Annotated in this window: 26 protein-coding genes; 5 read left to right on the forward strand and 21 right to left on the reverse strand. The window is 41.3% G+C overall.

Annotated elements, in window-relative coordinates; translation table 11 throughout:
- Positions 1-251: 251 nt before the first annotated feature.
- The 4 genes from HDC33_RS08455 to HDC33_RS08470 form a co-directional block, all read right to left on the reverse strand.
- Complete coding sequence (locus HDC33_RS08455) at positions 252-1,610, reverse strand: arsenic transporter (protein WP_179392014.1); 1,359 nt, start codon at positions 1,608-1,610, stop codon at positions 252-254.
- A 314-nt stretch (positions 1,611-1,924) separates the two neighbouring features.
- Positions 1,925-2,602: a DUF2642 domain-containing protein gene (locus tag HDC33_RS08460; protein WP_179392015.1), complete on the reverse strand. Its 678-nt coding sequence runs from the start codon at positions 2,600-2,602 to the stop codon at positions 1,925-1,927.
- Positions 2,603-2,702: 100 nt separating this feature from the next.
- Complete coding sequence (locus HDC33_RS08465) at positions 2,703-4,301, reverse strand: DUF2642 domain-containing protein (RefSeq protein ID WP_179392016.1); 1,599 nt, start codon at positions 4,299-4,301, stop codon at positions 2,703-2,705.
- A 79-nt stretch (positions 4,302-4,380) separates the two neighbouring features.
- A complete protein-coding gene (locus HDC33_RS08470) occupies positions 4,381-4,869 on the reverse strand; it encodes a hypothetical protein (protein WP_179392017.1) in 489 nt (162 codons plus the stop codon).
- Between the two features lie 737 nt (positions 4,870-5,606).
- Here HDC33_RS08470 and HDC33_RS08475 point away from each other — a divergent pair.
- Positions 5,607-6,692 carry a CotH kinase family protein gene (locus tag HDC33_RS08475; RefSeq protein ID WP_179392018.1) on the forward strand — a complete coding sequence of 362 codons (1,086 nt, stop codon included), beginning with the start codon at positions 5,607-5,609 and terminating at the stop codon, positions 6,690-6,692.
- Positions 6,693-6,763: 71 nt separating this feature from the next.
- On the forward strand, positions 6,764-7,144 hold the full coding sequence (locus HDC33_RS08480) for an SET domain-containing protein (protein ID WP_179392019.1): 381 nt from the start codon (positions 6,764-6,766) through the stop codon (positions 7,142-7,144).
- Positions 7,145-7,435: 291 nt separating this feature from the next.
- Here HDC33_RS08480 and spoIIP read toward each other — a convergent pair whose 3' ends face one another.
- Together spoIIP and gpr are read right to left on the reverse strand one after the other, a co-directional pair.
- Complete coding sequence (spoIIP, locus tag HDC33_RS08485; protein ID WP_179392020.1) at positions 7,436-8,224, reverse strand: stage II sporulation protein P; 789 nt, start codon at positions 8,222-8,224, stop codon at positions 7,436-7,438.
- Between the two features lie 43 nt (positions 8,225-8,267).
- Positions 8,268-9,311, reverse strand: a complete 1,044-nt coding sequence (gpr, locus tag HDC33_RS08490; protein ID WP_179392021.1) for a GPR endopeptidase — start codon at positions 9,309-9,311, stop codon at positions 8,268-8,270.
- Between the two features lie 291 nt (positions 9,312-9,602).
- Here gpr and rpsT point away from each other — a divergent pair, with 291 nt between their 5' ends.
- On the forward strand, positions 9,603-9,854 hold the full coding sequence (rpsT, locus tag HDC33_RS08495; RefSeq protein WP_179392022.1) for a 30S ribosomal protein S20: 252 nt from the start codon (positions 9,603-9,605) through the stop codon (positions 9,852-9,854).
- Between the two features lie 48 nt (positions 9,855-9,902).
- Here rpsT and holA read toward each other — a convergent pair whose 3' ends face one another.
- Entirely contained in the window at positions 9,903-10,919 is a 1,017-nt protein-coding gene (gene holA, locus HDC33_RS08500) for a DNA polymerase III subunit delta (protein WP_179392023.1), read from the reverse strand.
- Between the two features lie 163 nt (positions 10,920-11,082).
- On the opposite strand from holA, the gene HDC33_RS08505 reads away from it, so the two are divergent.
- Positions 11,083-11,217, forward strand: a complete 135-nt coding sequence (locus HDC33_RS08505) for a YqzM family protein (protein WP_179392024.1) — start codon at positions 11,083-11,085, stop codon at positions 11,215-11,217.
- Positions 11,218-11,272: 55 nt separating this feature from the next.
- Here HDC33_RS08505 and HDC33_RS08510 read toward each other — a convergent pair whose 3' ends face one another.
- The 11 genes from HDC33_RS08510 to HDC33_RS08560 form a co-directional block, all read right to left on the reverse strand.
- Positions 11,273-13,543, reverse strand: coding sequence for a DNA internalization-related competence protein ComEC/Rec2 (locus tag HDC33_RS08510; protein WP_179392025.1), 2,271 nt, complete (start codon positions 13,541-13,543; stop codon positions 11,273-11,275).
- 17 nt (positions 13,544-13,560) lie between these two features.
- Positions 13,561-14,124: a ComE operon protein 2 gene (locus HDC33_RS08515; protein ID WP_179392026.1), complete on the reverse strand. Its 564-nt coding sequence runs from the start codon at positions 14,122-14,124 to the stop codon at positions 13,561-13,563.
- A gap of 59 nt (positions 14,125-14,183) precedes the next feature.
- Positions 14,184-14,855 carry a helix-hairpin-helix domain-containing protein gene (locus tag HDC33_RS08520; RefSeq protein WP_218843182.1) on the reverse strand — a complete coding sequence of 224 codons (672 nt, stop codon included), beginning with the start codon at positions 14,853-14,855 and terminating at the stop codon, positions 14,184-14,186.
- Positions 14,856-15,042: 187 nt separating this feature from the next.
- Complete coding sequence (locus tag HDC33_RS08525; protein WP_179392027.1) at positions 15,043-15,783, reverse strand: class I SAM-dependent DNA methyltransferase; 741 nt, start codon at positions 15,781-15,783, stop codon at positions 15,043-15,045.
- Positions 15,780-16,127 carry a ribosome silencing factor gene (gene rsfS, locus HDC33_RS08530; protein ID WP_179392028.1) on the reverse strand — a complete coding sequence of 116 codons (348 nt, stop codon included), beginning with the start codon at positions 16,125-16,127 and terminating at the stop codon, positions 15,780-15,782. The genes HDC33_RS08525 and rsfS overlap by 4 nt, the downstream gene beginning before the upstream one ends.
- Complete coding sequence (yqeK, locus tag HDC33_RS08535; protein WP_179392029.1) at positions 16,124-16,699, reverse strand: bis(5'-nucleosyl)-tetraphosphatase (symmetrical) YqeK; 576 nt, start codon at positions 16,697-16,699, stop codon at positions 16,124-16,126. Before yqeK ends, rsfS begins: the two co-directional genes overlap by 4 nt.
- Complete coding sequence (locus HDC33_RS08540; RefSeq protein WP_179392030.1) at positions 16,689-17,258, reverse strand: nicotinate-nucleotide adenylyltransferase; 570 nt, start codon at positions 17,256-17,258, stop codon at positions 16,689-16,691. The genes yqeK and HDC33_RS08540 overlap by 11 nt, the downstream gene beginning before the upstream one ends.
- 15 nt (positions 17,259-17,273) lie before the next feature.
- Positions 17,274-17,564, reverse strand: coding sequence for a ribosome assembly RNA-binding protein YhbY (gene yhbY / locus HDC33_RS08545; RefSeq protein ID WP_179392031.1), 291 nt, complete (start codon positions 17,562-17,564; stop codon positions 17,274-17,276).
- Positions 17,565-17,566: 2 nt separating this feature from the next.
- Complete coding sequence (aroE, locus tag HDC33_RS08550) at positions 17,567-18,394, reverse strand: shikimate dehydrogenase (RefSeq protein ID WP_179392032.1); 828 nt, start codon at positions 18,392-18,394, stop codon at positions 17,567-17,569.
- A gap of 22 nt (positions 18,395-18,416) precedes the next feature.
- Positions 18,417-19,517, reverse strand: coding sequence for a ribosome biogenesis GTPase YqeH (gene yqeH / locus HDC33_RS08555; protein ID WP_179392033.1), 1,101 nt, complete (start codon positions 19,515-19,517; stop codon positions 18,417-18,419).
- A gap of 2 nt (positions 19,518-19,519) precedes the next feature.
- Positions 19,520-20,035, reverse strand: coding sequence for a YqeG family HAD IIIA-type phosphatase (locus HDC33_RS08560; protein WP_179392034.1), 516 nt, complete (start codon positions 20,033-20,035; stop codon positions 19,520-19,522).
- 268 nt (positions 20,036-20,303) lie between these two features.
- Here HDC33_RS08560 and sigK point away from each other — a divergent pair, with 268 nt between their 5' ends.
- The gene (gene sigK / locus HDC33_RS08565; protein WP_179392035.1) at positions 20,304-21,005 is read left to right on the forward strand and encodes an RNA polymerase sporulation sigma factor SigK; all 702 of its coding nucleotides are present in this window, start codon (positions 20,304-20,306) and stop codon (positions 21,003-21,005) included.
- A gap of 428 nt (positions 21,006-21,433) precedes the next feature.
- Here the strand turns inward: sigK and mtnN are convergent, their stop codons facing one another.
- The 3 genes from mtnN to greA all read right to left on the reverse strand — a co-directional run bounded on the left by mtnN (position 21,434) and on the right by greA (position 23,616).
- Entirely contained in the window at positions 21,434-22,126 is a 693-nt protein-coding gene (gene mtnN / locus HDC33_RS08570) for a 5'-methylthioadenosine/S-adenosylhomocysteine nucleosidase (RefSeq protein ID WP_179392036.1), read from the reverse strand.
- Between the two features lie 96 nt (positions 22,127-22,222).
- Positions 22,223-22,930, reverse strand: coding sequence for a DUF1510 family protein (locus HDC33_RS08575; protein WP_179392037.1), 708 nt, complete (start codon positions 22,928-22,930; stop codon positions 22,223-22,225).
- Between the two features lie 209 nt (positions 22,931-23,139).
- Positions 23,140-23,616 (reverse strand): transcription elongation factor GreA, encoded by a 477-nt coding sequence (greA, locus tag HDC33_RS08580; protein WP_179392038.1) that lies wholly within the window; start codon positions 23,614-23,616, stop codon positions 23,140-23,142.
- Positions 23,617-23,709 lie beyond the last annotated feature (93 nt).

The following is a 23,709-nucleotide window of genomic DNA, read 5'->3' on the forward strand; positions in this document are numbered from 1 at the left end:
TATTAATTACTTCTTGAAATCACCTAACTTTTTCACTGTTCTTCAAAGTTGGGAATAAGACGTTATTAACAATGGATTCTTTTATACGTTGTCGGATTTTTCTTAAATTCTATCGAGCCTATCTTAATGTAAAGTCCATGAACTTGTATTGGATTCACCTTAGTTTTCTTTGATATAATTAATAGTAGCAGGAAATGTTTTCATTAGGACACTTCCTGCTTCACTTGATATAAATATTTTTTATTGTAATCTTAATTGGCAAAAACCAATTGGACCCAGAAATATAACAATGTCAATGTTACGATTGTTGTTATTGGAATGACAATCAACGTTACGCTTAGGTAATCTTTCCAAGTAACTTTAATTTTGTTTTTTCTAAGGATATGCATCCAAAGAAGGGATGCAAGCGTTCCAATAGGTAGTAGCAAAGAACCCATGTCACTGCCAATGATATTCGCAAGATATATGGTCTTTAGTGTAATCGGATCTAGCCCCATTTCAGTCAAGGTAATCGTCCCAATCATTAATGCAGGATGGTTATTAAAGATGTTAGATAGCATTGAAACTAACCCTCCCATGATGAAACTTGCTTGAAATAACCCTTGATTTACAATTGGCTCACATAATTGCACTAGTAACGCTGTTAGTCCCACATTATGCAAGCCATAAATAATCACATACATAGAAAAGGCGAAAATAAGAATTTGCCAAGGAGTTTTCTTCAGTATATCTACAGGGTTAGTCCGTAAATGATACCATCGCCAAAAAAGTAGAGCGGCCGATCCGAGCACAGCTACAATTTCAATAGGGACGTTAACAAAAGATGCAACAAAAAGTAGACAACGCATGATAAAGACAAATAATAATATCTTCATCATGAATTTAGTACGTTTTTGTTTTGTTTCAACCGAAATCTTCGTCTTTAGGGGGTGGAAATTTTTACTAAAAAAGACTTCTTCAACATCATTTAAAGAATTGGGTAATTTTTTCGGGAGTCTATTTCTTAGAATCAAATACATTAGGCTCGACATAAAAAACAAACCTATTGTTGCCGGGACAAACATCATTGCCGTATGCATCCAAAGTGACATCTGAACAATTTCCAACGCGATCAAGTTAACGATATTACTTACTCCTATCGGTGCACTTGAAGCTGTTGCAATGAGTGCCCCACTTAAGAGATAAGGAATTTGTTGATGAGGTTTTAGTTGAAGATTTTTAAGTAATAATAGTAATATAGGCGTAGTAATTAGAATACTCCCATCATTATTAAACAACAGTGTCATCAAAAAACACAATATCTGAACATTCCAGTAAAGACGATACCCTGAACCTTTCGATAGTTTTGCAAGATATGCGGCTGCCCAATGGAAAAAACCGAAACTCTCCAATATAACAGCCATAACAATCGTTGCAATGATTGTTATGGAGGCACCCCCAATTTTATCGATGATATCCATGATATCCGCTTGTGACACAATCCCTGTTAATAGAATTATTGCCGCACCGATTGAAGCGGGCCAGGCCTCATTCATTCCTCTAGGTCTCCAAAATATGACTAACATTGTTGTTAGGAACACCAAACCGGTGATTACAATTTGAAAACTCATACATTTACATATCCCTTCTTTTCAATAGAATAATATCCTCTTATTGTTTGTCCGTTTCTTTTATGTATATTCGCCTCAATCGAATAGGAACGGGATGTATGTCCAATCCTTTCAAAATGTATATATGTTTGAAAGGAACAGTTTTACACATTAACTGGACAACCGTTCGTATAATGGATGAAAAATAGAATACGGAGAACTTGTCCAAAAAAAAATAGGCTGTCGATAGTTTCTCGTCAGCCCGAAAAGGGTCCTCCCCTTCTTACTATCTTCAATTAGAAGCAAATAACGTATTAATGGAATGCAACAGGGGTCTACACTTTATGCAGCGTTTTAATATGTTGAAGGTTTACATAAATGGAGTTCTTCCTAGCTGTTTGAATCTCAACGATTTGACCTTCTATATTATTTAATTTCCCTATAAAACTTTTATTTCCATCAATATTAAATACAACAATCTCACTGGCAAGCTTTTCAACTTGAACTTCAAAGGTGTTTGGCAATAATTCTTGATCCGATTGTATCGTAGTCTTCCGGTCATCCAGGCCGTAGGGTTTTTCATTTTGAGAATATGGAATCAGCCATTTCAAATGACTTAATGCAATATACATGGTCTTATAAATGGGAGAATCGAATACTAGATAGTCACTCATGATACTTGAAATACAACCATGCAGGGTATGACCGCCTGTGACATAAATTTCAACATATTTCCCTTTAGCTTTTAAAAGTACCTCTCCAAAAGTCAAATCTTCGTTATTTTCATCCGAAATAATGCTGGGGAACTCCATTGGGGCTTTTAAATCGTCTTCATTATCACGGTCAACTGCAAAGTTTTGAATATGAACTAGGGGAATGTAGACAAAGTCTATTCCGTTAAAAAGCACAATCATATCGCTGCCTAGGTCAATAACGGTCCCCTTTAGTTGTTTCTTCCCGGAAACTTCAATTTGAACAACTTCGTTAATAAGACTTTGAATAATTTTATTCAAATTCACATCTCCTTCCTGCCTACTAGCTACACTACCCATGCTTTTCAATTAAATAAATGGGGACCTTTCTACAAACCATTTATTTACGTAATACTCGTTTTCAATCATTAAACTCACGATACATCTTTGCTGCATGCTTCATTAAAGCGGAGTATTGCATTTCTTCTATCGATTTTTCTTCTGATGAATTTGTTTGCTTTTCAGGAATATGATAGGTATTTGTTTCCGCGTGCTTCATAAGTGCATAATATTGCTTCTCTAACATTTCTTTTTCATTTTTCGGATTTTCTTGAAGTTGAGGCATAGCAGGAGTATTTGCTTCAACGGATTCAATTTCTTCGTAAAAAGCTGGTAATACACTTTCTTCAGCAATGCTGTTTTGTTGTGTATTTGCGTACTTATTGCTATTCATGGTGCTCCATGTGTTTAAAAGTTTCCTCCTATTTTTACGTTTGAACTCAGGTTTAGTAATGTTAAATTGCTCTTTTTTTATAAAGCATTCAGCGGATCTTACAACATCCAGGTGACCCACTTCAAACGGTTGGACTTCATTCTTATTCACTAATTCATTTGTAACCTTTTGCAATAAGTTGAAACCTTCTTCAGTCTCAAGCTTTGAACTTACTTGTAAAATTTCATCCAAAACATTCTTTACTTCCGTTGATTCCGCGAAGGGCTTTTCATTAAAAGTCGTTTCAACATATTGTAATGGAGTCATTTTGATTGTTAGTTGTTTATCATTTGCGTTATCTCGCTGAAATTCTGTCACTTGTTCTCCCTTCGGAGTATCGGGTTGGTCATGTGTGTCGTGATCACTTAATGTAACGGTTTCTTGAATGAAATCTACGTGTCGCTCAATATCAATATCAACACCCAGGGAGTCAGATGTTACTTCCGCTTCTATCTCTATTTCTACTTCTGGTTCTGCTACTACTGCTAAATCTACTTCTACTTTCGTTTCTACCTCTACTTCCACTTCAACTGCTGTCTTTGGTTGAACTTTTGTATGTGCTTTAGCATCATTTTCAACTACCGCTATTCCTTCTAGGGGGGCACCCGCAAAGAGAGCTTCAGTACTTGTTGCTGAATCCATTTTGTTTGTCGTTTGTAAATGTTTAACGGCATCTCGCTCTTCGGCATGAACCTCCTGTAACTCATTTAAGAAGGAATCAGACTTTTCCCTTGATGCATCTTCCGTAAGAGGAGTCTGTTGTGTGTTGGATGTGATTGAATTTAAGATATTCTGTTGTTCCAGATAATTAATTTTTTTGACCTGATCATCGTTTATTGTGCTATAAATGTTGGATATAATGGATTTTTGGATATAGAGTTGTTCCGTATTACAAATTACGGTAATGTAATTTTCAAATATTCCGCTTAACACCCCGAAAAACACCTGATTGCCGACGCTATTTACGTAGACCCAGTTGTATTTCAAAGCGTTCAAAACATCTACTAAGTAGTTTCTATCAAGATATGGTGTATTTTTTGGCGAAACGTAAAAATCTTTAGCATTTTTTGAAAGGGCCCGGATATGTTGGAGTGCAAAGTAAAAAACATTTTGATCAACTTCAACAACTAGATGGTCTTGTTTAACATCTAACAAAATTCCTTTTATTAATTGATCGTCACTAAGATACAATCCAATTTCCATATCTATAAGGCCGGCTAAAGCTTTTTCAAATTTTCGCTCATGCAATTTTTTGGCCCTCCTTCATAGAATAGCGTCGCTTCTGACAAACAGAAGCGACGAATGTATCAAATAACTATTTACTTTTTCACTTCGAGTCTTTTGATTTATTATCTTTTCCTTGATTACTATCTTCGTCTGTTTTCGTTTTTTCGATTTTGACTCCGTAGCTAATATTCCTGATATGAAAAAGGGAGACTCGGATAATCTCTTCGTTTGCGACGATTGTTACAAAATCATCAGAAACAATGTCCATTATACCCTCTAGTGCTTCTGGTCCTCCGCGGTTGATTTTTACCCATCGAAGTGTTAATTTCCCCAAAACACTCTTGAAATCTTTAGCTTGAATGAATGTAAAGTCATCAGGAATTTCAACGGCAAGTTGCACTTGATCTTTTGCATTATAAGTTAGGCTTTTAATGTGCTGTGTATTGTAATAGATGATTCCTTCCTCTGCGTTAAGTAATGTAATGTAATCCTCGTCTGCTGCCAGTAACTTACCAATACGTGATTCAGGTCCCCCTCTATCGACTTTAATTACTCTATCAACCAGTGAGTGTATCATTTCCGTATTCATTAAGTTCCAACCTCCTTTTATCGTGTCCTGCTATCTATATGTATCTTAGGTTGAGAAGGTTATGGTCATTTGCCCAGTTCAAATAAATGGGCCAAGTACAAATATTTTTTATAATATAGGCCGAGCAATTATATCTCCCGCTCTTTTTCAGTTTTTGAAGAACCTTAATATGCATAAATTTAACTTCATACTATATTAGTAGTCGTCATGGTTTGCGTACTAACAGAGCATTATTACTATTAAGTTTTCCAATATGTCAAAGCAATCTATGCCCCATCAGATTTCCTGCCGACACAGTAAAAATAGTATTGAATACAATGGTATAGACTATAAAAAGAAGGTGGGATTTTTATGCCAAAAGGAAAAAAAGCTAGAGGTCGCCGTTCAAATTCAGGTTCTAATTCTACAGGTAATACATCGACGGGCTCTGGTTCAAGAGATTCTACATCGACGGGCTCTGATTCAAGAGGTTCTACATCGACAGGCTCTGGGTCAAGAGGTTCTACATCGACGGGTTCTGGGTCAAGAGGTTCTACATCGACGGGCTCTGGGTCAAGAGGTTCTACATCGACAGGCTCTTCTTCGAGAGGTCGACGGAAGGGTCGACGTAAAGGACGTCGTTGACGAAAAGAAAAAGACTACTTCCTCCTAATCAAGGAGGAAGTAGTCTCTATTTTCAAAACCTGTTGGCCGTTCACTAAATAAGCGGATTGAATAACAGAAAGGGAAGAGATTTTATGTCCTATCTAATTCCATCTTATTCTTTAAAAATTGAAGACGAGAATTTAGAAGAATTACGGAGCGATTTATGGAATAATGAACCTGTTCCCGCTGATTTGATAGTGGAAGGTGTCACCTATGATATCGATATTGCCTATAGGGGCTCTTACACACGTAAATTTCGTAAAAAATCTTATCGTGTCGAGTTCATTGATCCAAAAATGTTCTCCGGTGCCCGCGAAATTCATCTTAATGCAGAGTATAGAGACCCCTCTCTAATCCGCAATAAACTTTCTTTCGACTTCTTTCATGATCTCGGGATTCTAGTACCGCATAGTCAACATATTAATTTATCCCGCAATGAGTTCCATAAAGGTGTTTATTTACAGTTGGAATCCGTTGATGAATTTTTCTTAAAAAAGAGATGTCTTCCAATGGGTCCTATTTTTTATGCAGTCAATAATAATGCCAACTTTTCCTTGATAAGAGACGAGAAGATGAAAACATCGCTTCTTTCGGGTTATCAACGAGCTTTTGGAAACCAATCGGACGATAACATCCTCCAGGAACTTATACTTAAAATAAACACCATACCTCTTTCTGATTTCTCTACTGAAATTTGCCGGTATATCAATATCGATACACTTTTACGTTGGCTCGCAGGAGCTGTTTGCACAATGAATAACGATGGATTCACTCATAACTATGCGTTATACCATAACAGCGAGACGTGTTTGTTTGAAATCATCCCTTGGGACTATGATGCAACTTGGGGCAGGAAAGTCAACGGAGGAATCATGTCGTTCGATTACGTTCCTATTGAAGGGAAAAAGAACAATCACCTCCTCTATCTCTTAATGCGTGTCCCAGAATTCCGCAAACTATATAGAAACATCTTGGAAGAAATTTTGGAAACTAAGTTTACAGTTGACTATATGGAAAATAAAATAGTTACTCTACACAAATCCTTACGTCCACACATCCTTCTCGATCCATATAAAAAGAACGCTATTGATACATTTGACAATGAACCTGATTTTATCTATCAATTTATTCGCAACCGCAACAGTTATTTGAAAAAACACCTTGTGAAATTTGATTAAATGAGCACTTACTTTATCATCCTAAAATCACTCAATATAGTGATCAGAAGTTTTTGAAAGGAGATACTTCGGTGTTACCAATTTGTATAAAAGATACAGGAAAGTACGGCAGGGGAATATTCGCCACACGCGATATTAAAAATGGCGAACTAATTGAGATTTCGCCCGTTTTAACATCAAGTAAAAATGACTGGAAATATCTAGAGAAGACAGTACTGTATGATTACTGCTTCACTTGGGGTGAAAATTACGAACATACAGCGATTGCTCTTGGATATGGATCGCTATATAATCACTCTTATTCCCCAAATGCGATGTTTACAAATAACATAGACAATCTGTCGATTGATTTTTATGCGATTGCGGATATTAATGATGGTCAGGAAATTACGATCAATTACAATGAAGACCCTGAAGATAAATCACCATTATGGTTCGATGTAATAGTTTAAACTGGTAGTTTCATTGACATCACGACAATCATTATTTGCGATAAATATTCGGTATGAATTGTCTGTGCCGACATACATTTGGAGTTACACAAGTTAACAATTTGTGTAACTCTATTATTTTGAAGCCAAGTCAGGCCTGAAAGTTTAAATAGTTATTCGATTCATTAACCCCTAATACATACTTCAGAACATGCAACTGTAAATAAAAAAATACCATATGAATAATTGATACCTAAGGTTTACAAATGAAGTCGTTTCTACTATGAACTATTACAATGAACAGCTATTAAATCACTGTTCGACACTGTTGGATTTTTCAATGACAGTTGCGGCGGCCTTCGCAACCACAGCAATTGTACGATTCAGTTCATCTTCCTTGTTCCCGATTCCACCTAATTCAAGAACTAGAAGTGACGCATCAAGGTCCTGATTGTACTTCCCATCAACACCCGCACCGTGCTTCATAACCAAATCTCGTGTAATCCCAGGGACAAGCAGCTCCATTTCATTTTTCAGTTGCACTGCTTTTGCACGATTACGCTCAAAATTCGGATGTTCCATCCCAATGACGAAAGCAACTTTCGCATATTTTTCTTCCTCAAACAAAGTTGTCGTTATATTCGGACCAACGGAATCCCTATGAAGATCAATTATCAGATCATATTTTTTATCCTTTATCTGCTTTTCAACATATGGACGAATCTTTCTATAAGCACCGGTGTGAGGCACTTCAACCGATAAAACATCTGTTTCAATTCCATTGAACAGTAATTGTGTCTTTAGTTTTTCACCAAACTTTGTAATGTTTTCCGTTTGGTGTGAAACTGTAATTTTCCCATCCTTCGCTTGCGTGACCGGCTTGAATGCTTCTGTCCAATGTGTGAAATAAAGTAATGCTTTACCATCTGCCGTTTGTGCTATTTCCTCTTCCATAATATTGGCTGCGTATACCATGTAAGAAGGCTCTTTCACAAGCTTGGAAGATTTCGCCGGCTGTCCCTCGGGTACTGTTGTGATAATCACGGGAAACAGGAATAGAAATAAAATAAGTGTGCCCCATATTTGCAGTGTTTTTTTCAAATGGCATCCCTCCGTATTCCAACTATATGCGTTGGAAAACGGCTCAATGACTGTTTTTTATATTGGAAATCCAGCCTCCTAACGTTTCAGCAATCGTATCTGCGTAAAGGGATACCCACGCATCAATCTCTTTTGGCGAAACAAACGTTCGAAGTTCATGGTTCGTCAATACTTCTTCAAACAGTTGGATGCGATCTTCGTGCGGCCATGTCGCCCAATCACCGAAAATCGGAAGTAGATTCGCTCGGTCGGCATCCTTATTTTCACTGTGCAGCCAAGGCGTCACGGAAAGGCGCGAAGATGGACTGTCTTTCTCTTCGATTTTTGAAGCGATATAACCGAACATCGTATTAATGGCATCCGCAATAAGTACGGGACCGTCGACGACTGTTGGTATTCCGATTGCGATTACAGGCATTCCAAGTGTTTCTTGTGATATCTCTTTTCTGCTATTGCCAACGCCCGATCCTGGATGGATACCCGTGTCCGTCAACTGGATTGTCCGGCATAACCTTGAGCTATCCCTAGCGGCCAGTGCATCGACAACAATTAATAAATCGGGTTTTATCTCTTTGGCAACGGCTCTTACGAAGTCAGCCGTTTCCAAGCCTGTCTGGATAGTGACACCAGGCGCATAAACATATACTTCGCTGCCTTCCTCTGAGTAGTAATCGGGGACGATTACCCGCAGGCGATCCATCGTAAGTGGACCTACCGCGTCGGGTGTGATGTCACGATTACCCAGTCCTATTAAAAGGATTTTACCTGTTTTAAGTGAAGGGCCATCCGCCAGCATTTCATCCAATTTATCAATCAATACCCTTGACATATCGACAAGCCCTTCCTGATCATCCGCTGTTAGTGCCGGGACTGTCAGCGTAATATAGGTCCCCTTTTTCTTACCAATCTTTTTTTCACCCTGGGCATCAACTTTTACAGATGTAACGATGACCCTGCCTAACCTATTTTCGCCAAATAAAACACCATCCGATTCTTTCAGCTTGTGTTTTTCATTTTCCGTCCGGTGGCGAACCATTTCTTCACTCTCATCTACAAGATCCGTTCGGTAAAAATCATACTTCTCCATGTAATCACCTCGCTTTCAAGTTTGTGTCATATGACAAGTAAATATTCTTTGTTCTTATATTAATTGTTTTCTTTGTAGCCGCCTTATGTCCAGGCCATAACCAGCGCCTTCCGCGCAAATATCGGCGCCACCCATCCTGCCTGATCCTTACATGACACATCTCATTTGATAGCTTGCGCATTTCTTGTTGCAATCTGGCGCTTGATTTGATAAAATTATGCTTGTTGTGAAAGAGATATCCGAAACTTCGTGGAAACACTCTTGCCTTACCTGAAACTGGAGGTGAATGAAATGCCAAACATTAAATCTGCGATCAAACGCGTAAAAACTAGCGCTGCTGCAAACGAGCAGAACTCGAATACGAAGCACGCAATGCGTACTGCTGTCCGTAAAGCTGAAGCTGCACTTGACGCTAAAGACGAGAACGCTACTGGACTTCTAAGAGATGCGATCAAAAAAATGGATACAGCTGCACGTAAAGGCCTTATCCATAAAAATACTGCATCACGTCAAAAAGCACGTCTTACTAAAAAAGCACTTTAATTCTTCATTGTAAGAAAGGCCGTCCGAATTCGGGCGACCTTTCTTTTTTTATTTCCTTAGGGGTTCCATGAAGAATAACTCCAAAATCCGTTCTCTCTTACCGCTTGACGATTTCAATTTATAGTCGATTCCCGCAAGTTTATTCAACACCAATAATAATCGTTCTGAATTCGGCAGACTTCTATTTTCCATCATTAATTTCACCCGGTATGGGTGGACACCTAACGTTTTCGCAATTTGATGCTGTTGATAGCCTTTTTTCTGTAATAATCCCACGTGTACCATCAACCTTACTTGACTCGCGATGAGTGACGTCAGCATAATCGGTTCCTCTCCATTGCGTAAGAGATCATGATAAATGGCAACTGTATCAGAAACCTTCCCCGAGACATATGCATCCGTTAATCGAAAAACATCCATCTCAGGCGTCCGTGGTACAAGCAACTCGATCACATCCGTTGTGATTTCTCCTTCACCGTTCAAATAGGTAGCCATCTTGAAGATTTCCGATGACAATGTCATAAGATCATCCCCTGCCATTTTCACAAGTAACTCGGCATCATTCGGACTGATTCGTGACCCGTTCGCACCAGCTTCCTGTTGGATCCATGTGAAAAGATCCTTTCCCTGCAGACGTTTTGACTCTATAACTGTCGCCTGTTCTTTCATTATTTTCGTAATCCGTTTCCGTGCATCAAGTTTTTCATACGGCGCTATAAATACCACCGTCGCGGTCGGTGACGGATTTGCAAGCCAGGTTTCCAGTAGCGATAAATTATGCGTCACTTTTTCCCTGGCTTTATCTTGGGCTTTTAAAAAAGAAGCGTTTCCCGCTATAATCAATTTGCGGTCTTCCAAGAAAGGTAATGTATCCGCCTCCTCAATCACCGTTTCCACAGGCGTTTCTTCCAAGTCAAATCGGATAACCGATGCCTCATCGATATCTGGTAACGCTTTTTTCAAGCGGGTAATTGTCGAGTCGAATAAATGTTGTTCGAGTCCAGTTAGTAAGTAGACTGAATCGATTTCTCCTGCGGCTATTTTTTTCCATATTGCAGTCGCCACATTACTCACCTCTTCCGATTAAATTCATTCCAATTATACAGTATAGCAAAAAGACTGTTTGAACAAATTGTGTCAGTTACGGACGAACCTGTTTAAAAAGTTGATTGCTATGGATTTTTCCCCAGGAATCATCTATACTATAATGGAATCAGGAGGTGTAGCAATGAATGAGTTTGAACATGATGTACAGTCCAAACGTAATGATTTAATCGATTCTGGAATCGGCTTCATCGTCTCTTTCGTAGCATTTACAGCAATTTTTGTTATTGCTACAATAATCGACTTTGTCGCTAGCTAATAAGCTTGAAGAAAAACGGACATTGAATCCCACTTCGGGATTCAATGTCCGTTTTTTATTCTGTCATGGATGAAACGTAATAGCCGTCTTTTTTAACAGATACAGTAATCGAACCAAATTCGGCCGTCGACATTGTCCGTAAACCATGTTTCCTAAACGTATCGACAACCTCCGGATGTGGATGTCCGTAACGATTGTTCCTGCCAGCGGAGAAAATCGTTAATTCTGGACGGAGCACTTTTACAAACTGGTCTGTACTCGATGTCTTGCTGCCGTGATGCCCCGCTTTTAAAATGACAGTACCAAAATCGGAATGTCCATGCTTCTGAAGAAATTGACTTTCCCCCTCTTTCTCCATATCTCCAGTTAATAATAAAGAAGGCCCGGTTGTTTTCATGAACAGTACGAGTGAACTTGCATTTCCTTCATACTTCCCATCCGACGGTGCCACATAATGAAAAGACAGCTCTCCTTCTTTCCACGAAATTCCTTCTTTCATCGAGTGTATCGGAATGCGTTTATGCTCTGCGATACGAAGTATATCCTTCATCGAAGCTTCAAACCCACTGCCGGGTGATATATGGATTTCATCAACTTTCAGATCTTCCAGAACTTCATCCGCCCCTTCCATATGATCGGCGTCGGCATGAGAGATTATTAGTTTGTCAATCGTTGTAATACCGCGTCCCTTCAAATAGGGCACTACGATTTTTCTGCCGACCTCAAACTTCTTTTCGGGAGTTTTCCAATTCGACTCCCCGAATGTGATTGTCCCGCCCGTATCCACTACATACACCGCTTTTCGATAAGGCAATTCAATGACCATGCTGTCTCCTTGCCCAACATCCAAAAATGTCACATGCAAGGAGCTGTCCATATACGGTGTGAAGTGGATAATGAGAGCAGGCAATATTACAAAAGGAAGGGATCGGACGATACTTGCACCTTCTTCACAGCGGATAAAAAACAGCAAAACCCCTGCTATTGCAATGGAAACCCATATCGCATCAGGTTTCCCTGGTGTCCATAATTGGTATGGCAGAGAAGAAATCCAGCTTGTCACTACTCCCACATTCCCCCTGAATGGTTCATACACCATGAACAAAATGTCAGCCATTTTCGGAAAAACGAATGTCGTGATAAGTAATACAATATTCGCCGGCAATATGATGATTGAATATAGCGGAACGTAAGCAAGATTGACGGCAAAGGATGAAATGGACAATTCGTGAAAATGGGATAGCAAAATTGGATATAAAGAAAGCTGGCTGATTGATGTTACCAAGAACGATAACCCAATAGCGGTCTTGGATTTTGATAACATACTTGAAGAATAGACGAGTGAACAAGCCGCTAAATAAGACAACTGAAATCCCGGCTGAAACAAAACAAATGGCTCATAAAGGATAAAACAAACCGCACTGATTCCCAATGCATCATCAAGTCTTACTTTCACCCTGCCGGATGATGCTAGTAGTACGAGAACCGTCACTGACACCGCCCTCCAGACTGAAGGTGCCCCGCCTGCCATAATTGCATAAAGAGGCAGTAACACCATGAGGAGCGTATCTACGGTCTCTTTCCGCATCGTCGCCTTTAGCAAGATTTCACGCAGCAAAAATGTCAGCAATCCTACATGCAATCCCGAAATCGCAAAAAGATGCGTAATACCAAGCGTCCGGTATTTTGCCGCCAACTCTTCATCCATCCCGCTTCGGTCGCCAATGAGCAGCGCCTCCGCCTCCACTTTCAACGTTTCAGGGAATGCGACCCCGATATGACTTTTCACTTTCCATCTTTGTTCGGATAACCGGGTACGAATACCTGACTTTCTCTCTGTTTGAATGATCGTCGCCGATTCAAATATCCCTGAAGCACCGAACATTCTCATATATTTCACCATGTCGAATGAATAATCATGTGATGGAATTTCAGAATCACGAAACGAACCTGACATTGTAAATGTTATTGAAGGGATATTCATTTTCAGGAATCTTGTTTTTTCTTGTTCGCTGGCTAGTGTATAGATGGCATAGATGGTATCACCGGAAGAGGTTTCGGCGAAACCTTTCATTTTTGCGCCATCGATTTTCACATTATCGAACCAAGTTAGGGTCAAGGTGGCTTCGCCGGATTCTTCTAAAGTGGGAATCGTTGCAGATATATATAGAAAAGAAAAGATGGCGGCCGCAACCGCGAGGATAGGTGTGAGGAAATCTTCTTTTCGCATCAAGAAGATGGGGAAGAGGAAGAGATTACAAAGCAGAAGATGGACCGGACCGTAGGCAGCAAACGCTGATACGGCGACCGGGATTGCTATATACATAAAACGGACACGGGAAATCATTTCTCGAATAAATCATCAACCCTTTGCTTGTAAGGGGAGAGTTCTTCAGGTCCAACGCCGAGTGCTTGCATTATTTGAAGCATTTCGTTAAATAAATCCAGCTTTCTATCGCTGGAAAAGTCGACTTTCTTATCATCGAAGGGAATATGCTGAACAGAAATACCTGACTGCTCGAACAGCTTTAACGCATATTCATCGTTTTTATAATCTGTAGCGTAGATGACATGCTGAATGCCTGCTTGAATAATTGCCTTGGAACATTGCAGACATGGGAAATGCGTGACATACAGCGTTGAGCCCGCAACTGGAATACCATACTTTGAGCATTGCAGCAACGCATTCATCTCTGCATGAATCGTCCTTACGCAGTGACTGTCGACGACATAGCAGCCATGATCTATACAATGATCCCCTCCCGAAATGGAGCCGTTATATCCTCCTGCGATGATCCGGTTATCCCTGACGATTGACGCTCCAACGGAAAGTCTTGTACATGTACTCCTTACTGCTAATAGATGGCACTGGGCCATGAAGAACTGGTCCCATGTTATTCGCTCCATTTGTATGCCTCCAATGACTATTTCGTTTGGAACATTCCTCTATCGGAAAGTCCTCCCGATTATTTCACTTTTATCTGTGATTCCAACTTCTCAAATGTTTTCTGGCCGATTCCAGACACTTCCATCAAGATTTCAGGCGATTGAAAAGGCCCTTGATCCGTTCTGTATTGAATAATGGCCGCAGCTTTAGATGGACCTATCCCGGGGATGGTCATCAGTTCTATTTCATCTGCAGTATTAATGTTGATTTTTCCGTCATCTTGCTGTGAGCTTGTCCCATTCATCTGGACGGTAGAAATATCCACCGCTTCCTCCCCTTCAACTGGGACGTAGATAACAAACTCATCTACAAGTTTCATAGCGTGATTTAACATGCGGGAATCCGCATTCGGCAAATAACCGCCAGCTGCATTGATTGCATCAATCAGACGGTCTCCATCATGCATTGAATAGACACCGGGATGCCTAACAGCCCCTTTCACATCGACAACGACGATAACTGGATCGGGCTGAATACTATTTTCCACTAGTTCTTCACTATCTTCTTCAATCAATTCAGGGAATGGGGGTTGTTCGCTCATGACAAACGAAGTGTTATCTGCCTGTCCTTTGGGGAAGAACAGTAAAGCGGATAGCACGGCAATTGCTGCAATGGGGGTGATGATTTTACGCCATTTACCGGATACAAACGAAAGAAACAGTACAATCACCCTTTCTTCGGAGGCATCCATATGGAGTCTATTCAACTATAAGTGAATGCAACCAAAAAATCAATTACGGCTCGGCGTTTTTTTGACTGCCGCTTCGCTTTCGTCGCGGAAACATAGCTTGATAAAATCATCTAACAATCCGCAGTATCCGCCAGAAGCTTACCTTCATTCATTGCAGGGTGATCCTAAAATGAATGAAGGTAAAGGATCATTTTCGAACTTGAAAAAATATTCTTTCACTTTCTTCATTCGGCGGTTCGTCTTCCCAATCTGCAAAAATCCGTTCTATCGAAAAACCTGCGTCCAACAGCATATCCGCATACTCATTTACCGGAAACGTCCTTTGAGCATGAACTTCATCGAAACGTCTGAACAATCCGTTATCGACCTTGACGAAAAAAGCCAATTCGGAATAAACGGAGTGGGGCTCTTCCCCTACATCCGTTACCCATATGTACGCAATTCGGCCATTATCATATGTAAAAGGGCTCTCCAAGAAAATTTCATCCGTTTTGAAGGTGGAATGGACATCAAAGATTAGTTTTCCGCCAATCGCAAGAGCAGAATGAATATGACGGAATGTCGATATCACATCTTCACGATTCGGTAAGTAGTTCAACGAATCAATGGCAATGACAGCAATATCATAGTCCGAAAAATCATTCAGCTGCTGCATCGGCTGTTCAAAAAACTGCATAGGCAAGGAAAGTGACTGTGCACGCTCTTCTGCGATAGCTAGCATATCGGCGGAAAGATCGATTCCTGTAACTTGTGCTCCTGCCTTCGCAAGTTTCATGGATAGGAGTCCTGTTCCACATCCAATATCCAATACACGTTTGCCCGCAATTCCCCCTGCCGCTACATCGATTAGATCAATGTAAGCGTCATAGGGGATGTCGGTCATCAGTTCATCGTAGACTGAAGCGAAGTCGGAGTAAGCCCGATTCATTTTTCTTCAGCCATATCCAGCATCGGAGCGTCTCCCCAAAGCTTTTCAAGGTTATAGTATCCACGTTCATCCTTATGGAATACATGGACGACGACATCCCCGAGATCGACGAGTACCCATCTAGCCATGTCCATTCCTTCAATTCTTCTTGTACTAAACCCGAATTCGGCAGCTTTATCAGTAACTTCTTTCGCGATTGCTTGGACTTGGCGCCCGGAGTTGGCATGACAGATGATGAATTGATCTGCTATAAGCGATACTCCCTCCATGTTCAGTACTACGATGTCTTCACCTTTTTTATCTTCAATTGCTTTATAAGCTGTTGCTAGTAATGTAGTTGTCATAATTTCACTGTTCCCTTCTTCTCTAAGTGCTGATTGTAACAGTCTATTGAGTCCGGAAAGACCGGTGCTCTTTTATTCACTAGAAACTGCACCGACTGATGGATGCAAGATTCCATGGCCGTTTCAAGATTTTCTGCAGCCTTTTTTCTTAAATCTTCTATTCCAGGAAAGTTGCGTCCAGGTTCAATCATATCTGAAATGTATATAAGTTTTTCCAGCGGTGACATATTTGCCCGACCGGTCGTATGATAACGGATTGCATTCAAAATATCCTTGTCGTTAATCCCGAATTCATCACGCGCGATGATTGCGCCGACTGGAGCATGCCATAATTCGTGATGAAATGAAAAGAGCCGTGGATCTTCGTCTGCAGTTTCGAGTATATGTTGCTGGTCAGACTTGTCCATGAATTTAGCTATATCGTGAAATAATGCCGCTTGCTCCGCTTTTTCTATCGAAATCCGATTTGTCGCAGCAAGTTTTTTTGCCGTTTCGGTTACCCGCAAAACGTGTTCATATCGTTCTGTCGACATACGTTGCGCGATTTCCATTTTCAACCGATCAGCTTCCATACAATCCCTCCTCACGAATAAATTCTTCCACATCCGGCGGGATAAGTAATTGAACTGTGCCATTTTTTGAAAAGCGATTCCGAATTACCGTTGAGGATAATTCAATCTGCGGGACATCCACCATAATGATTGGTAAATCAGTTGTTCCAACAGCGCCAGGACGCCTGACACCGACGAATTTGATGAGCGTGACTAGTTCTTCGATCCGATACCATTTCGGCAACATATCAATCATATCACCACCGATGATGAAGTGAAAATCGACATCGGGTTCAATTTCCGTCAACTGTTTCATCGTGTCAAATGTATAGGAAACACCGCCCCGTTCCACTTCGAACGCTGACAGAGTTAAACCATCAACATTTTTCACGGCTAATCCTGCCATACGCAACCGCTGTGCCGTTGACGCATCACCCGGTGCAGACTTATGAGGCGGGACCGCAGTCGGCATTAACCGGACTTCATCAAGTCCCAGTGCAAGCTTCACTTCATTCGCAACAATCAGATGACCGATATGAGGCGGGTTGAATGTACCACCAAGTATGCCAATCCGTTTCATAAGGAACTTACCCCTTTATGGAAGTTCAATCCGTTTTTTCTCAACAGATTCTTTATACAGCACAATGATTTTACCGATTACTTGAACGACTTCAATACCTGCCTGTTCTTCAAGCTTAGCTGCAATTTCATTCTTATCTTGGTCACAGTTTTGTAAAATAGTCACTTTGATCAATTCTTTCGCTTCAAGCGCTTCTTCAATCTGCTTGATGACTGACTCCGTCAAACCGCTTTTTCCAATATGGACAAGCGGTTGCAAATGATTCGATTCACTGCGAAGAAAGCTTTTTTGTTTATTAGTTAACATGATTATCCTCCAAGAGTTGTTGTTATTTTTTCTATCATGATTTCAGTTCGGGGGCGGACGTCAGTCCATGTCTCGAACGCAAGTGCACCTTGGTGGACGAACATTCCGACCCCGTTCAATATATTAGCCCCCCTTTTGTGGGCTTCTGTAAGGAATTCCGTTTCAAGCGGATTATAGATAATATCTGCAACAATGGTTCCTTCATATACATTCTCCGGGTTCAAAGGCATTCCTTTTTGGGCATAGTTCATGCCGACTGATGTCGTCTGGACAACCAAGCCGAACCCCGAGAGGGATAATTCGGCTTCTACCATGGACAGAGCCGTCGAATCTGTAAGATCGGCCGCTAATTGTTCGGCTTTTTCCAACGTGCGGTTTGTGAAAAATAGCGGTCCGTATCCCGCGGATTGAAGGGCAAAGGCGATACCACGGGCTGCTCCGCCCGCTCCGATAACAAGAACCTTTTTACCTTTACACAGCGTGCCATACGCTTCTTCCAACGACCGGACAAATCCATTTCCGTCTGTATTGTAGCCGATAAGCGAGCCATCCTCAAGAACACGGACGGTATTCACTGCATTCATCCGCTCAGCTGAAGGGTCCAATTGATTCAGAAAAGGAATGATAGCACTTTTATGCGGCACGGTTACGTTCCAGCCTGAACAACCCAAATTCTTCAAGCCTTCCACCGCTTCCCGCAACCTGTCCGATTTAACTTGAATCGGAATATAGGTTGCATCCATTCCATTTTCCTCAAACCAAGCTTCGTGCATGGACGGAGACATAGACTGTGCGATAGGATCTCCGATAACTGCATACCATTTTTTCATACCATGCTCCTTCTCTAGTCTTTTAGATTAACGACGGTCGGAGAACAACATCAACGCCCCGCGGTGCATGGACTGCAACAACTACGTCAGGATGCTGAATCGTGATCCAACCAAGCCCCGAAATGACAATATCCGTTTTCGCTTTTTTAATCGAATATTCGTGACGGACAAACGGAGGCATTTTCTCGAGTGATTCACCGGATGGCGGTGATAGCATCTCACCGAGGTGCTCTTTATACAATGAATCTGCATTTGAAAGCTTAGTCCGATGAATCGGCAGATCATTCGAAACATGAATGGTAAAGGACGATCTAGCACCGGAAATAAAATCAAACCGCGCGAGCCCGCCAATATACAATGTCTGTTCGGCGTTCAGTTGGAATACTTTGGGCTTCAACTCTTTTTTAGGTGTGATCGCTTTCAGATCTTTTGCGTCCAAGTGATGTGCGATTTGATGGTCATTAATGATACCAGGTGTATCATATATCGCTTTACCATCATCAAATGGTATCTCAACAAGATCTAAAGTTGTTCCAGGGAAATGGGAAGTCGTAATCACTTCACCAACGCCTGTTGCACCTTTAATGATGCGGTTGATGAACGTCGATTTCCCCACATTCGTACAGCCGACAACGTATACATCTTTGCCTTGGCGGTATTTATCAATCGCCTGGAGTGCTTCTTCCATCCCTTGTCCTTTATGTGCCGAAACAAGCAGGACATCGACAGGCTTTAATCCAAGTTTTGCAGCTTCTGCCTTCATCCAATTGATAAGGCGATTCGGATTTATTGATTTCGGTAAAATATCTGCTTTATTGCCGATTAATAATATATTTTTAGCACCTACGAAGCGGTGCAAACCATTAATCCAGCTACCGTTGAAATCAAATATATCAACGATTTTAACGACCAATCCGTCTTTTTGTCCGATACCGTTTAAAATGGCAAGGAAATCATCGCCGGATAATGATACGGGCTGCAATTCGTTATAATTGCGCAATCTGAAACAGCGCTTGCAGATGACATCCTCATTTTCTAAGGAAGCCGGTGGCGTGTAGCCTTCCATTTTCGGGTTTTCAGTTTGGATTGTTATTCCACACCCGATACATTTAATTTCTTCCAATCTTATTCCTCCCACTTAATCAAGCCACGGCTTTTCAAACCCGCCATGATTCTTCTTTCGATCTTCCTGTTGAATTTCGTAATGGCCGCATCTGACGTAGCAACAGGGACCACGAGAATCGTATGCAGCCCTTTCCTGTTGCCGCCAAGTATATCGGTAAGCAACTGATCGCCGATGACGACCACCTCTTCTTTCCTGACGTTCATTGTGGAAAGGGCTTTCTGAAATGATTTCCGCATCGGTTTACGTGCATTACAAATGAATGGAATACCGAGCGGGTCACAAAATTCTTTCACCCGCAATTCATTGTTGTTTGAAACGATGGTCACTTGTATACCGGCATCTTCCATCGATTTCATCCATTCGATGATTTCGGGCGTCGCATCTGGTCTATCCCACGCAACAAGTGTATTGTCAAGATCCGTTATTACACCTTTAATCCCTTTATCTTTTAGTGCCTCAGGCCGAATATGAAAAATATCTTTTACATATTCATCCGGCAGAAAATAGTTGTACATGATATCCACTCCGATTTAATACTGAATCTGAAACGATTATAACATAACAACACAACTTGCATGCATTGATAAGAATAGCCGAAGGCGTCTTAAGTCAAGACACCAGGAAAAGCGTAAGTCAGGTTTTCCTGGAAACGAAGCTTAGGTTCCCCGCTCATCCCGGGAACCAAAAACAGGACATCCTTTATCGCCTGTCCGACTAAAAAAACGGTGATACGGCAAGACCCGACCGCATATGCTGTCATACAACGACACAGGAGGTGGCCCGATGAGCGGGTTTGTCATGGCGATTGTCCAGCTATGGCTCGAAGTTCCTGCAGTGATCGGCTATATTCGGGGGCAGGCTTTCCAGCGGCCCTTATCGAAGGAGGAAGAAGCAGCTTGCCTGCAACGTCTTGCAGATGGCGACGAAGATGCAAGGGACGAATTGATCGAACGCAATATGCGGCTCGTCGCCCATATCGTAAAAAAATTCCATCCAAAACACGAACTACTTGATGATTATATCTCAATCGGCACTATTGGCCTTATGAAAGCGGTGAACAGTTTTACACCGGACCGGAAAACGAAACTGGCCACATATGCCGCCCGCTGCATTGAAAATGAAATACTCATGTATTTACGGACGCAAAAAAAAGTGCAAAAAGACGTTTCCCTCTTCGATCCGATCGGCATGGATAAAGATGGTCAATCTCTACAAATTGCTGATTTACTGCAAACTGATGATGAATCCCCAGGCGATGCGGTCGAACAGAAAGAACGAAAAGAAAGACTCTACAGACACCTTGGAAAGCTTGACGGACGTGAACTCGAAATCATTCAACGACGATACGGCCTGCTTGACGATTTGCCGATGACACAAAAAGAGATTGCGGAACAGCTCGACATTTCAAGAAGCTATGTCTCTCGAATCGAAAAACGTGCAATCGTTAAATTGTATCAGTTATTCAAACACGAATACAATGAATGAAAATAAGAAAAGCGCAGGGCACGTTCCAGTCCCGACAGGCATAAGTGAAATAGGAAGGCAGTCTAAAATCGCTACTTCCTGTTGCAACAAGGAGGGATAAAGTTCAATCCCTCTAAAAGCAAAACGATTTATGACCCGAGGGAGTCGCGTCCGGAGCTGTTCAGTATTCATTGTTGATACTTACACTTTCTATTCTATTAACAAAAGCGTAACCCAGATAAAGAAAAGGCGTTTCCATGCGGGAGTGATCCCAGCATAGGAAACGCCTCTTCTATTACAGATCAATCCGCGCTAACCTCGCGGGAGATGACGACTGCAATGATTGTTGATACGATAAAAACGCCTGCCATTAAAAACAACATAGTTAAATCCCTCCTCGAAAAAGCATGTACAAGATCTACTCATACACCTATCTTACCACGAAACGCTTAAAGTTTCGATAGTACTTTTAAAACAATATCCGTTGAATGACGTGCTGCAACAGGAAGGAACTCTTCAAAACTGACTGATGATTCTTTTCCTGCGATATCCGATAGTGCACGGATGACAACAAACGGCACACCGAACTGATGGCACACTTGTGCAACAGCCGATGCTTCCATCTCCGCAGCAATCATAAGCGGAAATTGCTCTTTCACTTTTCCGACATGCGTAGCATCACTCATAAATGTATCCCCTGAAGCAATGAGTCCTGTTGCGTGTGCATGCTCTCCAATTTCTTCGACAGCAGCACGGGCTGTATCGACTAATTTTAAATCTGCACTATATGCCGCTGGCTGTCCCGGAACTTGTCCAAGCTCATAGCCAAATGCAGTGACATCGACATCATGATGACGTACTTCATTTGAAATCACTACCGTCCCGACTTCTAGAGACTCGTGAAATCCTCCTGCCGAGCCAGTATTGAGAACAGCATCCGGTTTGAAGTTGTGTAACAAAAGAGTTGTTGCAATCGCCGCATTCACTTTACCGATGCCGCTCTTCACAAGCACAACTTCATGATTCCCGATTTCCCCTTCAATGAATTCACACCCTGCAATTGAAGTTGCATGGGCTGAATCGATTTCTTCACGTAAAAGCGTCACTTCTTCTTCCATTGCACCGATTACCGCTATTTTCATATTATTCCCTCCACATCATTGTTAAAAACACATATATTGAAGGCAAGTACTCCTAACGTCTGCTTCGGCGCTACTCATACGTTCAATATATAGAATTTAATAGTCAAAATCCAACGTAGTCAATTTATCCACTTTCACGGGTTTCCAACCTTGACCATCAATCCATTCCAGATAGACGCGGTATTTCTCCGTGCTATCCTTGGAAGATACTATACCGACGGATTTCTGGGGCCCCCCGCCATTTTTAATCTTCCAGAATATCATTGAATCTTGGGATAATCCGGTTGCATACGCTAGTGCCTGTTTCTTTTCATTCCAATCAACCGAATTTCCATCATAAAGCGATACATGATTACCTGTTTGAGTTGTGCCAATAGGCTTCCATGCTGCATTGACAACCGTTTCTGCAACGACTTTATCGTCCGATGGTCCATAAGTAACCATACCGGCACCTTCGTCCTCTTTTCCGTCCTCACTTGTACCTGGATCTTCTGTTTCTCCTGATTCATTGACAGTTGTTGATTCAGAATTATCCTCTTCCCCACTGGAAGCATTATCTTCGTCCTCATCATCTACAACAGCAGATCCCGTTTCGTCAGAATTACTATCATCGTTTGTTTTTTCCGTGTTTGCCATTTCTTGTTCATCGGCTGTCTGGTTATCATCATTACCCGTGAATATCACGGATGCAGTGATAATGATTAGCAATACGACGACAGCTATCAAGATATTCAACATTCTATTCGTTCGATTGCGTCCTTTTTTACGTTCAACCCTAGAAAAATCAGGTCCTCGTTCTGTCATACGCAACTCAACTCCCGCTAAAAATTTTTGGTGATTTCGTCTATGTATTGGACGACATAAAGGTGATTTTGTTTCGTTTAATTGAAAATCGATAGTAAATGGCCGTTCCCCCCTTAAGTAGAAGGGAAGATTATAAAGGAACATTCCGTATTTACCCGCTAGTAAAAATTACGATAGCCGCCCTCAATTTGAAGGCGGCTATCGACATGTCATTTTATATCCAATATTGTAACGATCATTTCTCCACCTGGAGTTACAATTCTAACTTCATCGCCTTTGGAACGTCCGATTAACCCTTTTGCAATCGGTGAATCATTTGATATCAGACCTTCGATTGGATTCGCTTCAGCAGATCCGACAATCGTATACGTTTCTTCATCTCCGTCCGGTAGTTCTTTAAATGTGACGGACTTCCCAAGACGCACTTCATCAGTATTCATTTCGTCTTCTGTAATGATCACTGCATTACGGATCATTGATTCAAGCGATGATATTTTACCCTCAAGGAAACCTTGGTCCTCTTTTGCAGAATCGTATTCCGAGTTCTCCGAAAGGTCGCCGTAACTGCGTGCGATTTTTATGCGCTCGACGACCTCTTTCCGCTTAACCGTCTTTAAAAAGTCTAGTTCCTCTTCCAGCTTCTGTTTACCTGTTGCAGTCATTGGAAATTTCTTTTCTGTAACCATTACAACACCACTCCCTATATTCCTGTTCATAAAAATACTATGCCACTCCTACGAGAGGTATGCGACATAGTGCTAATCTATATAGAATTCTGT

The organism is Sporosarcina sp. JAI121, assembly GCF_013408665.1.
Classification (GTDB): Bacteria; Bacillota; Bacilli; order Bacillales_A; family Planococcaceae; genus Sporosarcina.

Excerpts from the sequence above, each read along its gene's own strand:
- aroE (WP_179392032.1), bottom strand. The coding sequence starts at position 18,394 with ATGAAAAAATGGTATGCAGTTATCGGAGATCCTATCGCACAGTCTATG.
- sigK (WP_179392035.1), top strand. The coding sequence starts at position 20,304 with ATGAGCGGGTTTGTCATGGCGATTGTCCAGCTATGGCTCGAAGTTCCT.
- HDC33_RS08470 (WP_179392017.1), bottom strand. The coding sequence starts at position 4,869 with ATGAATACGGAAATGATACACTCACTGGTTGATAGAGTAATTAAAGTC.
- rpsT (WP_179392022.1), top strand. The coding sequence starts at position 9,603 with ATGCCAAACATTAAATCTGCGATCAAACGCGTAAAAACTAGCGCTGCT.
- HDC33_RS08510 (WP_179392025.1), bottom strand. The coding sequence starts at position 13,543 with ATGTATATAGCAATCCCGGTCGCCGTATCAGCGTTTGCTGCCTACGGT.
- HDC33_RS08515 (WP_179392026.1), bottom strand. The coding sequence starts at position 14,124 with ATGGAGCGAATAACATGGGACCAGTTCTTCATGGCCCAGTGCCATCTA.
- HDC33_RS08540 (WP_179392030.1), bottom strand. The coding sequence starts at position 17,258 with ATGAAACGGATTGGCATACTTGGTGGTACATTCAACCCGCCTCATATC.
- yqeK (WP_179392029.1), bottom strand. The coding sequence starts at position 16,699 with ATGGAAGCTGATCGGTTGAAAATGGAAATCGCGCAACGTATGTCGACA.
- yhbY (WP_179392031.1), bottom strand. The coding sequence starts at position 17,564 with ATGTTAACTAATAAACAAAAAAGCTTTCTTCGCAGTGAATCGAATCAT.
- HDC33_RS08475 (WP_179392018.1), top strand. The coding sequence starts at position 5,607 with ATGTCCTATCTAATTCCATCTTATTCTTTAAAAATTGAAGACGAGAAT.
- HDC33_RS08560 (WP_179392034.1), bottom strand. The coding sequence starts at position 20,035 with ATGTACAACTATTTTCTGCCGGATGAATATGTAAAAGATATTTTTCAT.
- greA (WP_179392038.1), bottom strand. The coding sequence starts at position 23,616 with ATGGTTACAGAAAAGAAATTTCCAATGACTGCAACAGGTAAACAGAAG.
- HDC33_RS08455 (WP_179392014.1), bottom strand. The coding sequence starts at position 1,610 with ATGAGTTTTCAAATTGTAATCACCGGTTTGGTGTTCCTAACAACAATG.
- rsfS (WP_179392028.1), bottom strand. The coding sequence starts at position 16,127 with ATGACAACTACATTACTAGCAACAGCTTATAAAGCAATTGAAGATAAA.
- HDC33_RS08575 (WP_179392037.1), bottom strand. The coding sequence starts at position 22,930 with ATGACAGAACGAGGACCTGATTTTTCTAGGGTTGAACGTAAAAAAGGA.
- HDC33_RS08520 (WP_218843182.1), bottom strand. The coding sequence starts at position 14,855 with ATGGATGCCTCCGAAGAAAGGGTGATTGTACTGTTTCTTTCGTTTGTA.
- HDC33_RS08525 (WP_179392027.1), bottom strand. The coding sequence starts at position 15,783 with ATGAATCGGGCTTACTCCGACTTCGCTTCAGTCTACGATGAACTGATG.
- mtnN (WP_179392036.1), bottom strand. The coding sequence starts at position 22,126 with ATGAAAATAGCGGTAATCGGTGCAATGGAAGAAGAAGTGACGCTTTTA.
- gpr (WP_179392021.1), bottom strand. The coding sequence starts at position 9,311 with ATGGAGAAGTATGATTTTTACCGAACGGATCTTGTAGATGAGAGTGAA.
- HDC33_RS08505 (WP_179392024.1), top strand. The coding sequence starts at position 11,083 with ATGAATGAGTTTGAACATGATGTACAGTCCAAACGTAATGATTTAATC.